Source organism: Streptomyces sp. NPDC048254 (assembly GCF_043201895.1).
Taxonomy (GTDB): Bacteria; Actinomycetota; Actinomycetes; order Streptomycetales; family Streptomycetaceae; genus Streptomyces.
In genome coordinates this window covers 1-9876 of record NZ_JBICZJ010000045.1, presented here as the reverse complement: position 1 = coordinate 9876, position 9876 = coordinate 1, and the positions used below count along the sequence as shown (strand labels likewise).

The following is a 9876-nucleotide window of genomic DNA, read 5'->3' as shown; positions in this document are numbered from 1 at the left end:
ATCGGGATGCCGCCCGCCACAACATAGTACGTGTGAAAGCGGGCCGCTCCCTACCTGGGTTTTTGCAGGTCGGCGCGGAACTGCCCGTCCGCCGAGGTCCGTTGGAGTGCGCTAATGTCCGCTCTTGTTGCCGTCAGCGTTGCCGTCAGTGGTTTAGACCTCCCACGTAGCGGGCGGCAGCCGACAACAGCGGGCGGCGGAGCGATTTTGGCCGGGAGCTGCTTTGGCGCGAGTGATCATGGCCCCGTAAGCTTTCGGCGCGTCGGGCAGTCTGTGGACCTGCCCGGTAAAGCACGACGTTGGGGCCATGATCTGCGAGGCTCGCGCCAAAGTGGCTGGCTAAAATCGCTCCGCCGCCCGCCCCAGCCACGACGTACCTCTTCTCTGGCATCAAGCGTCTGATTGCTGTGAGCGTGGCACGGGCGCCGGCCGGGCTGGAGCGGGACGAAGGCAGGAGCGCAGGCCCGGCCGGGGGCCGGGCCGCGCGCGGGGAGCGGAGCGAGCCGCCTTGAACCAGTAGAGAAAGTTGTAACTCACTCGGGCCTGTGGGGCTTGAAGGCGTATGCGCAGGCTGGGAGTTCGATGTCTTGGCGGTGAGCCAGCGGCAGGAAGATGACCGGCCGGATCGTCCACGTGATGCGGGTGCTGGCCTGGGTGACGGACACGGTGCAGGGTTCTAAGCACAGGAGGGCTCGGCGGGTTTCGGCGCGGCCGTCGTGGAGCCAGGCCCAGACCTCGTCCGAGGCGTCCGGGTCGAGTGCCGGTGAGATGGTGCGCAGTGCGATGGCGACCCATCTGTCTGCCTGGGGTGCGGAGTAGGCGTCGAAGGATGCCCGAAGTGCCGGCCACTGCATGCCGTCGGTGAGGTCCTCGGTCCAGCACTCGCACCAGAAGCCCCGACGGGGCTTGTCCATCAGCACGGGTGGCCTCCCCGCTGGGCGTTCACGAAGAGCTCCGCGGTGACCGTGTAGCCGCCGTTGGCGCCCTGGACGACGACCCTGTGGGCGAGGGCGCTGACCATGCCCAATCCTCGGCCGTGCTCGGCGTCCTGGTCCTGGTGCTCGACCTTCGGGGCGCCTCCTCCGCCATCGTCCGTGACCGACAGCGCGATGACCTGCGGTGCCACCGCCAGGGCCAGGTGGAAGCTTCCGCGTTCCCCGCCGCTGCTCGTGTGCAGGAGCGCGTTCGTGCTCAGCTCACTCACGATCAGGGCCGCGTCGTCGGCCAGGGGCGATCCGCGCAGGATGTCTCTCGTCCAGCGGCGGGCCCGGCTGACCTCTTCCGGAAATCCTGGGCAAGTCAGTCCCCAGACTCGGACTCGACTCGTATACTCGTGCATACAAGGTCCTTCGTGCTGGTAGGCCGCCATGTGCAGCGGGTTCGGGCTAGACGAGTTCACGCCGTCGTGGGCGCGGACGGCCGGCGGGGTCATCGCGTCGAGTGCGTCGGTGACGCGGATCGCGTATGCCTCGTCGGCAAGCTCGGAGACTTCTTCACGGGTGGCCCAGCGCAGGGCGCGGGTCTCGTCGCCGGTCGTGGGCGTGCCGTCCGCGGCCTCACAGCGGAAGACCAGGGAGACGATCAGGCCCGTCATGTTCTTGTAGACGCCGGTCAGGGTCGCCGGAAGGACGATCTTGATGCCGGTCTCTTCGAGGACTTCGCGTTGCAGGGCCTCGGGGATGGTCTCCTCGCGTTCGAGGACACCGCCCGGCGGCTCCCACTTGCCGTTGTCACGGCGCTGGATCAGGAGGGCACGGCCCTGGGCGTCGACGACGACCCCGGCGACGCTCACGGAGTGCGGGCGTTCTGTGCTCACGTTCCTCGGCCCTCCCGGATGGCTAGGCTCTCCACCGTAGCAACTTCACTCGCCCACTCGTCTAGATACCTAAAGGAGTACACACAGTGAGTCCTCTTTCTTCGGGCCTCCTCGGAGATCTCGACCCCACGAGCGATCGTGCGGTCTTCCGGCAGATCGCCGACCAGCTGCGCGAGGCGATCGACCGTGGGCGATTCCGCGAGGGCGAGAAACTGCCCTCCGAGGCGGAGCTGGTCGAGCATTACGGGGTCTCCCGGATGACCGTCCGCAACTCCTTCTCCGTCCTCACCGGCGAGGGCCTGGTCCACGCCGAGCACGGCAAGGGCGTCTTCGTCCGGCCCCGGCCGCCCGTGCGGCGCCTCGCCTCCGACCGGTTCGCCCGGCGGCACCGAGAGCAGGGGAAGTCCGCGTTCATCGTGGAGGCCGACGCGGCCGGCAGTCACCCGCAGGTCGACAGTCTTGAGGTGAAGGAAGAGAAGGCCAGTCAGGACGTCTCCACCCGGCTCGGTTCCGTACGCCGCGTCCTGGCCCGGCGGCGCCGGTATCTGCTGGACGGGCGGCCCGTGGAGTTCGCCACCTCCTACCTCCCCCTCGACATCGCCCGCGGCACCCAGATCGCCGAACCCAACCCCGGTCCCGGCGGCATCTACGCCCGCCTCGAAGAGCTCGGCCACCGCCTCGACCACTTCGAAGAGGAGATCCGCGCCCGGATGCCCTCGCCCTCCGAGGTCAAGACACTTCACCTCGCGGCCGGCGTGCCCGTGATCCACCTGGTCCGGACCGCCTTCGACACCGAGGGGCGGGCCGTCGAGGTGTGCGACACGGTCATGGCGGCGGATGCCTACGTGCTGTCGTACCAGCTTCCGGCGACCTGATCGTCATGGTTTGCGGTGGTGCGCGGGGGACGCTTCCTCAACTCGTACATCCCAACACGCTTACTCGTATAGACGAGTGGGCAAGTTGTGTGGCAGGGTGATCGTCGTGAGCCCGGGAGATCGGCTTCGCAGGTCGCTACATGTATAGACGAGTAGATAGGAAGTGTCCTGTGCGCACCATCCGTGTGGAGACCACCGCCGCCACGATCCTGCTGACCGAGGCCCCCGAGCCGAAGGTCCGCGACCGCCAGACCGGCGAGATCGCCAAGGACGCGGTGAGCGGTGAGGCGCTGATGACCATCGGCGTCGTCTACATCGAGGACGGCGAGTCCGCCCTGATCAAGGTCACCGTTCCCGAGGGAGGCGTGTCCGAAGGGCTCGTCCTGGGCTCGCCCGTCTCGCTGCCGGGGCTCATCGCCCGGCCGTGGGAGTCCGTGTTCAACGGCCAGCAGCGCCACGGCATCGCCTACCGCGCCGCCGCCGTCACCCCGGCCGCCTTCCCGGTCAGCGCCGGGGCTGCCGCCTGATGTCCGACCTGACGACACTCCTGGAGGTGGGTGGTCCCCTCGCCGCGCTGGGCGGTGGGGCCGCCTACACCCGGGCCAAGTACCCGGCGGTCTACTGGTCCGCGGTTGGCGGCCCGATGTCCACGGTCCGCCTGCTCAGCTCGTACGGCTCCGTCATGGAAGCCTGCGGCCTGACCGTGGCCCCCTCCCGGCTCAGGGTCCTCGCCGTCAAGGCCACCACCCGGCGGGAGGTCCGGCCGGTCCCGCCCCGCCGGGGCATCCTTCGTCCCACATCGACCGGGCTGCGCTTGCGGCTCCGGCTCGCTCCCGGGCAGGAACCCGCCGACGTCGCCGCCTCGGCCGAACGCCTGCGGCACGCCTGGGGCGTCCACGCCGTCTACGTCACCACCGTCAAACCGGGCGTCGTCGAACTGCGCCTCGTCGGGTACGACGTCCTGCGCCGTGTCCGGATGCCCCGCAAGACCCGCGGCGGCTTCCTCAAGGTGCCGGTGGCGCTGCGCGAGGACGCCATGCCCTTCGTCCGCGACTACCGCACCGTTCCCCACCAACTCACCCTCGGCGCAACCCTGTCCGGCAAGTCCATGTACCTGCGCCACCTCATCTCCGGACTCGCCCGTCAGGACGGCGTCGCCCTCGTCGGCATCGACTGCAAACGGGGCGTCGAACTCGCACCCTTCGCCGCCCGCCTCTCCGCCCTCGCCACCGACCCCGACGAAGCAGCCGAACTGCTGCCCGTGCTGGTCAAGGAAATGGAGGACCGATACGACCTGATCAAGGCCCGCCAGGGCATCGCCCCGGACACCCCCGACGAGGAGATCACCTCCGACATCTGGGGCCTGCCCGACGACCAACGGCCCACCCCCATCGTTCTGTTCATCGACGAGGTCGCCGAACTCTTCCTCACCGCCACCCGCAAGGACGAGGAACGCCGCGACGAGATGGTCACCCAGCTCATCCGCCTCGCCCAGCTCGGCCGCGCGGCCGGCATCTACCTCGAAGTCTGCGGCCAGCGCTTCGGCGCCGAACTCGGCAAGGGCGCCACCATGCTCCGTGCCCAGCTCACCGGCCGCGTCTGCCGCCGCGTCAACGACGAAGCCTCCGCCAAGATGGCCCTCGGCGACATCGCCCCCGAAGCCGTCCACGCCGCCTGCTCGATCGCGCCCGAGACACCCGGCCTCGCTGTCGCGGGCGACACCTCCGGCGGCTGGTCCCGCATCCGCACCCCCTACCTCTCCCTCGCCGACGCGGCCGCCATCTGCCACGACTCGGCCGACCTAGTCCCCGACGTCGCCGCCCTCAAGCCCTTCCGGCCCGACGTCCCCGTACGACCGCTCGCCACACCCGCGGCCCCGGTCGTGCAGCCGCACCCCGTCACCGACTGACCCACTCCCGGCGTCTTCGCGCGGTGTCCCTACCCCTCCCATGCCCGAAACCGGAAGGAGCCGCATCATGCGCGCCCAGCTGGCCCGCGTCGACGCGGTGCTCGTCCAGGCGCTCATCGCCGCCGCACTGTCCTTCGCTCACCTCCACGACGTCGCCTCAGCCGCCGACCAGGACGGATGGAAAGCCTGGGCCTACCCCATCTCCGTCGACCTCCTACTCGTCGCCGCCTGGCGCCGACTGCGCACCGGCACCACGAAAGCCGCTGCCTGGTGCTGGTTCGTCATCGCCCTCGTCGCATCCCTCGGCGCGAACGTCGCCACCGCCGGCCTCCTCGACCCCGGCAGCGTCCCGGCCTGGCTGCGGATCCTCGTCGCCGGATGGCCAGCCGTCGCCTTCCTTGGCGGCACCCTCCTCGCCCACACGACCCCAAAGGCACCCTCCACCGTAGAGACCACCGACGACGACCAGGAGCAAGAGCCCGAACCGACTCCCGAGACGCAGGCCGAAGAACAGCCACCCGCACCCCCAACCGTCCCGGTCCCGGCCGCCCTCGTCGCGCACGCCCGCAAGGTCGCCACCGAGCACTACACCCGCACCGGCAACCCCATCGACACACCGACTCTCCGCGCTCGCCTCGGCGTCCCGGCCCCCATGGCCGAAGCCATCGCCGCCCAGCTCTGAAAGGAGAACCAGGACTCGTGACCGCCAACCGCCGCTTCCGCAACGTCACCCGTATCGGCCCCGTCCAGGTCGGCACCGCCTACGACGACCGGGGCCGCGAGAAACACACCGCCGCCTGCACCGCACCGCGCTGCGGCTTCTCCGCCGACTACGACAGCCGTGCCGCCGCCGAACTCGCTGCCCGTACCCACCGCTGCCCCGTCCGCTGAAAGGACCCCGCACCCCGTGACCCTCAACCTGCCGCTCGTCGTCGTCCTCGGCTTCTTCGCCTGGGCTGCCGTCAAGTACCTCGGCGTCCGCACCTGGATCGTCGTCCTGGTCGCCCTCTTCGGCTTCTGGCTCTCGCACACCTTCCTGGCCCCCGCCATCGAGTCCGGCACGCTTAGCGGCGTGACCGTCATAAACGGCTCACATGCCTAGACGAGTAGATAAGGAGAACCTGACCGTGTTCCTGCCCGAGTACCCCGACAGCCCTACCGCGCCGCCCGCGCACACCCACAGCCCGACCGACCCGGCCCCCGCCCGGCGCTCCGCGCTCCCGGCCGTCTCCGTCAGCACCGGCGCTGCCGTCGCCGTGCTCATGGGCGGCGTGGTCCTCACCGCGCTCCTGACCGCCGTCGCCGTATCGGCCATCTCCGTGGCCATCGCCGCCGTGGTCCTGCGCTCCCTGCTCCGCGAACACAACCGGCGCTAATCCCTCTGCCCGACCCCTGGGGCGGCCACGACACCGCCAAGCATCCGGCCGCCCCAGGGCCCGTCACTCCTGACCGAGCCAGCCAGAAGGAGCCAGCCATCTTCACCCGCACCACCCCGCCCCCGCTCCGCGAACTCACCAACCTCGCCGCAGGCGGCACCCTGCCCGGTATCCTCCGCCAACTCTCCGGCCTCGGCGGCTGCACCAACCCCATCCGCCTCGACGGCCACTGCACCGAATACGACGTCGACACCACGACCGGCGAGATCGGCCGCATCCTCCAACACCTCGACTCCACCGACCTGCCCGCCGGCCAACTCCTCGTCCGCTGCAACAACCGCCGCACCACCCGCTGCCCGGCCTGCGCCGAGGTCTACCGCCGCGACACCTTCCACCTCATCTCCGCAGGCCTACGCGGCGGCAAGGGCACCCCTGAAGACGTCGCAGCCCACCCCCGGGTCTTCGCCACCTTCACTGCCCCCGGCTTCGGCCCGGTCCACAACCGTCGTACCGACGGCCGCGCCTGCCGCTGCGGCAATCACCACGACCAGGACGACGACGCCCTCGGCACTCCACTCGATCCCGACACCTACGACTACGACGCGGCCGTGCTCTGGAACGCCCACTCCGGTGCCCTGTGGCGCCGCTTCTCGATCTACCTCCGCCGGGAGGTCGCCAAGCGCGGGGGCCTCTCCCAGCGCCGCCTACGCGACCACGCCCGCGTCTCCTTCGCCAAGGTCGCCGAGTACCAAAAGCGCGGCGCCGTCCACTTCCACGCCGTCATCCGCCTCGACGGCCCGGAAGGCGGCGACACCCCACCCCCGCCCTGGGCCACCGCCGAACTCCTCACCGACGCCATCCAAACGGCCACCGCCAAGGTCCGGGTCGACGGCCCGACCCTCGGCGACCGCGCCCACACCTTCACCTTCGGCCGCCAACTCGACGTCCGCACCATCCGCTCCGCCGACTTCGACAACGGCCAGGAACTCACCGAACGCGCCGTCGCGGCCTACATCGCCAAGTACGCCACCAAGGGCGCCGAGACAGCCACGGGCGCTCTCGACCGGCCGCTGAAGTTCGTCGCCGAACTCGCCCAGCTCGACATCAGCGACCACGCCCGCCGCCTCATCCGAACCGCCTGGACCCTCGGCGCACGCAAAGACCTCGAACACCTCCGCCTGCGCGCCTGGGCCCACATGCTCGGCTTCCGCGGCCACTTCTCCACCAAATCCCGCCGCTACTCCACCACCCTCGGCGCCCTCCGCGACGCCCGCACCGAATGGCGCCGAGCCCAAGCCGTGGCAGCTGCCAGCCCTCGGCCGGACACGACGTACGTCCTCGCCCACTGGGTCTTCGCCGGCACTGGCCTCAGCTCCGCCGAGACCTGGCTTGCCGCATCCCTCGAACCCGCCCCCGGAACGGAAGGAGAACCCACCCGTGCCTGACGACGAGCTGCTGACGGTCCCAGAGGTCATGCGACGGCTGAGGCTGGGCCGCTCCACGGTCTACGACCTGATCCGTTCCCGCCGACTGCGTTCCCTCACGATCGGCCGTGCCCGCCGTATCCCGGCCTCCGCCCTCGACACATACATCCGCCGTCACCTGGAAGAAGCCGCCTGATGCCCGTACCGCGCAAGAGGACTCGCGCCAACGGCGAGGGGACCGTCTACCAGCGCAAGGACGGCCGTTGGGAAGCCGCCGGATACGTCCTCGCCCCCGGCAACACCCATAAGCGCGTCCGCGTCTACGCCGCCACCCGCAAAGAGGCCCTGGCGAAGCTGACCGAGAAGATCGCGGCCAGCAACCGAGGCGTCCCTGTCATCACCGCCCAAGACAGCGTGGCCGCCTATCTGACCTACTGGCTGAACAACGTCGCTGTCCACCACCTCCGCGAGACCACCCATACCCACTACACCGCCGTCGTCGAGCACTACCTCATCCCCGGCCTCGGCCGGAAGAAGCTCGCCAAACTCACCGCCAAGGACGTCCGCACCTGGCTCAACGCACTACGGACCGTCTGCCAGTGCTGCGCACGCGGCATCGACGCCCGCCGCAAACCCGACGCCGAGACCGGCCGCCGCCCACGCTGCTGCGCGCTCGGCCAGTGCTGCCGCAAGCTCCTCTCCCCTCTCACACTCGCCTACATCCACTCCGTCCTCAAATCCGCCCTGGAACACGCCGTCCGCGAAGAGGAGATCCCTCGCAACGTCGCCCGCAACGTCCGCACCGGAGTCCCACGCCCCCGCCGCTTCAACCCCCTCACCGCCGACGAAGCTCGACACTTCCTCGCTGCCGCCCAGAGCCACCGGCACGCCACACTCTTCGAACTCGCCCTGCGCACCGGCCTACGCAAGGGCGAACTCCTCGGCCTCCGCTGGGAAGACCTCGACCTCGACGGCGGCACCGCCACCATCCGCCGCACCCTCCAACGCACCAACAGTCGCGGCCTGGCCACCCTCCCCACCAAGACCATCAGTTCCGAACGACGCATCGCACTCCCGGCCTCCTGCGTCACCTCACTCCGCGGTCACCGTGAGCGCCAGGCAGAGGAGAAGGAGGAGACGGGCTCCGACTGGCATGACACCGGCCACGTCTTCACACGACCCGACGGACACCTGATCGAACCCGCCACGCTCACCAAGCAGTTCAACGCACTGCTCCGCGACGCCCACCTACGGCCGATCCGGTTCCACGACCTCCGCCACTCAACAGCGACGCTCCTCCTTGAGCAAGGCGTCGAACTCGTCGTCATCAAGGAACTCCTCGGCCACGCCCACATCGGCGTCACCGCGACGGTGTACGCCCACGTCCGCCTCCGCCTCCAACGCCAGGCCATTGACCTCCTCGGACGCGCACTCGGCGACCGAACCGAGGGCGACAACGGAGACGACCCGCCGACTTGTGCAGCACCCGTCCGCTGACGTTGCCGTCAACTACTGCCGTCAGACACCGCAGCGGCCCCACCGGAAACACTCCGGCGGGGCCGCTCGCTTTTGCCTAAGGTCAGCGGATCTTACGGAAACGATCGCACCCTCTTGAGCAAGATCATTCATCAGCGGCAATCGCTGCTACGTCCCCCAGACTCATGCCCGGCTCAATACTTCCACTGAAGCTGTAACTGTCGTCACAGAAGAATAGCTCAATATCCGTCGACACGAGGCCCCTGAACCAGAGTGCAAACCTGGCAGCCAGTTCGAGAGGCGAGTCAAGGTAAATGCAAGTTCCGTCCACGTGAGAGTAGCCCTCAAGTTCCTGGCCACCCTCCGAAACAGTCCAAACGACGTCCCTTGACTCCTGCGGTCCCTGCCGCTCTCGAATCACAGCGGAAGGCCAGTCTCGCTCCAACGCCGCGAGCAGGTCCGTCCGTCGAACGCCATGACTCTGATCTTCGAAGATGGCTAGATATGTCACTGACCTGCTCCTTTCCTACGGATCCACGACAACGGAGCCGGGGATGCCGTGCTGCTGCATGAGATCCGTGAAGTATGGCACGGCACCGGGCTCATTGGTGATGACGCGAAGCCCCACGAGCGGATTTCCGGGATCGTTGATCACCGCTGCATACCGTGAGAACTCATCATTCATCTTGGTGTCAATTTTCGCCTGGATGAAGTCAGGGACCTTTCCACCTGGCACGAAGGGGCTACGCCCAGCGTTGCCAACATACTTCGCATCCAAGAGCTCAGAGGTATTGACGTCAAGGCTATCCGCCCAGACCTGCGTACCTCCACCCGTGGCATGGTATTCCGTCGAACCAACCACTCGAACCTGATACGCCTGGTTCGCGCCGCTACCCTTCGGTGCTCCCGTTTTCAGCGACAGGGCATATGAAGTAGGACACCCCGTATTGGTGTTGTGAACCAAGATCGGGATGCCGCCCGCCACAACATAGTACGTGTG

At 68.6% G+C, this 9876-nt stretch carries 14 protein-coding genes and 1 pseudogene; 10 read left to right on the top strand and 5 right to left on the bottom strand.

Features of this window, described 5'->3' with window-relative positions; translation table 11 throughout:
- Nucleotides 1-533 precede the first annotated feature (533 nt).
- The 3 genes and pseudogenes from ACGFZQ_RS52105 to ACGFZQ_RS52095 all read right to left on the bottom strand — a co-directional run.
- Nucleotides 534-914, bottom strand: a complete 381-nt coding sequence (locus tag ACGFZQ_RS52105) for a hypothetical protein (RefSeq protein WP_393846490.1) — start codon at nucleotides 912-914, stop codon at nucleotides 534-536.
- Nucleotides 914-1339 (bottom strand): ATP-binding protein, encoded by a 426-nt coding sequence (locus ACGFZQ_RS52100; RefSeq protein ID WP_393846492.1) that lies wholly within the window; start codon nucleotides 1337-1339, stop codon nucleotides 914-916. Before ACGFZQ_RS52100 ends, ACGFZQ_RS52105 begins: the two co-directional genes overlap by 1 nt.
- Nucleotides 1340-1396: 57 nt before the next feature.
- Nucleotides 1397-1792 (bottom strand): annotated as a pseudogene (locus ACGFZQ_RS52095) (NUDIX hydrolase); the annotation flags it as partial.
- A gap of 110 nt (nucleotides 1793-1902) precedes the next feature.
- Between ACGFZQ_RS52095 and ACGFZQ_RS52090 the strand changes: the two are divergent.
- From ACGFZQ_RS52090 to ACGFZQ_RS52045, 10 genes are all read left to right on the top strand, one after another.
- A complete protein-coding gene (locus tag ACGFZQ_RS52090) occupies nucleotides 1903-2691 on the top strand; it encodes a GntR family transcriptional regulator (RefSeq protein ID WP_351317021.1) in 789 nt (262 codons plus the stop codon).
- A gap of 170 nt (nucleotides 2692-2861) precedes the next feature.
- Nucleotides 2862-3218 (top strand): hypothetical protein, encoded by a 357-nt coding sequence (locus ACGFZQ_RS52085; RefSeq protein WP_393846489.1) that lies wholly within the window; start codon nucleotides 2862-2864, stop codon nucleotides 3216-3218.
- Nucleotides 3218-4600 (top strand): FtsK/SpoIIIE domain-containing protein, encoded by a 1383-nt coding sequence (locus ACGFZQ_RS52080; protein ID WP_393846488.1) that lies wholly within the window; start codon nucleotides 3218-3220, stop codon nucleotides 4598-4600. The genes ACGFZQ_RS52085 and ACGFZQ_RS52080 overlap by 1 nt, the downstream gene beginning before the upstream one ends.
- 67 nt (nucleotides 4601-4667) lie before the next feature.
- Nucleotides 4668-5282, top strand: coding sequence for a DUF2637 domain-containing protein (locus ACGFZQ_RS52075; protein ID WP_393846487.1), 615 nt, complete (start codon nucleotides 4668-4670; stop codon nucleotides 5280-5282).
- Between the two features lie 17 nt (nucleotides 5283-5299).
- Complete coding sequence (locus ACGFZQ_RS52070; RefSeq protein WP_123975881.1) at nucleotides 5300-5491, top strand: mobile element transfer protein; 192 nt, start codon at nucleotides 5300-5302, stop codon at nucleotides 5489-5491.
- A gap of 16 nt (nucleotides 5492-5507) precedes the next feature.
- Entirely contained in the window at nucleotides 5508-5702 is a 195-nt protein-coding gene (locus ACGFZQ_RS52065) for a hypothetical protein (RefSeq protein ID WP_393846486.1), read from the top strand.
- A gap of 25 nt (nucleotides 5703-5727) precedes the next feature.
- A complete protein-coding gene (locus ACGFZQ_RS52060; RefSeq protein ID WP_393846485.1) occupies nucleotides 5728-5976 on the top strand; it encodes a SpdD protein in 249 nt (82 codons plus the stop codon).
- A gap of 161 nt (nucleotides 5977-6137) precedes the next feature.
- Nucleotides 6138-7421, top strand: coding sequence for a replication initiator (locus ACGFZQ_RS52055; protein WP_393846491.1), 1284 nt, complete (start codon nucleotides 6138-6140; stop codon nucleotides 7419-7421).
- A complete protein-coding gene (locus ACGFZQ_RS52050; RefSeq protein ID WP_393846484.1) occupies nucleotides 7414-7596 on the top strand; it encodes a helix-turn-helix domain-containing protein in 183 nt (60 codons plus the stop codon). Before ACGFZQ_RS52055 ends, ACGFZQ_RS52050 begins: the two co-directional genes overlap by 8 nt.
- Complete coding sequence (locus tag ACGFZQ_RS52045) at nucleotides 7596-8897, top strand: tyrosine-type recombinase/integrase (RefSeq protein WP_393846483.1); 1302 nt, start codon at nucleotides 7596-7598, stop codon at nucleotides 8895-8897. Before ACGFZQ_RS52050 ends, ACGFZQ_RS52045 begins: the two co-directional genes overlap by 1 nt.
- Before the next feature lie 124 nt (nucleotides 8898-9021).
- Here the strand turns inward: ACGFZQ_RS52045 and ACGFZQ_RS52040 are convergent, their stop codons facing one another.
- Both ACGFZQ_RS52040 and ACGFZQ_RS52035 read right to left on the bottom strand, forming a co-directional pair.
- Nucleotides 9022-9387, bottom strand: coding sequence for a hypothetical protein (locus ACGFZQ_RS52040; protein WP_393846482.1), 366 nt, complete (start codon nucleotides 9385-9387; stop codon nucleotides 9022-9024).
- 15 nt (nucleotides 9388-9402) lie between these two features.
- On the bottom strand, nucleotides 9403-9876 hold a 474-nt coding region (locus ACGFZQ_RS52035), incomplete at its 5' end, for a restriction endonuclease fold toxin-2 domain-containing protein (RefSeq protein WP_393846481.1).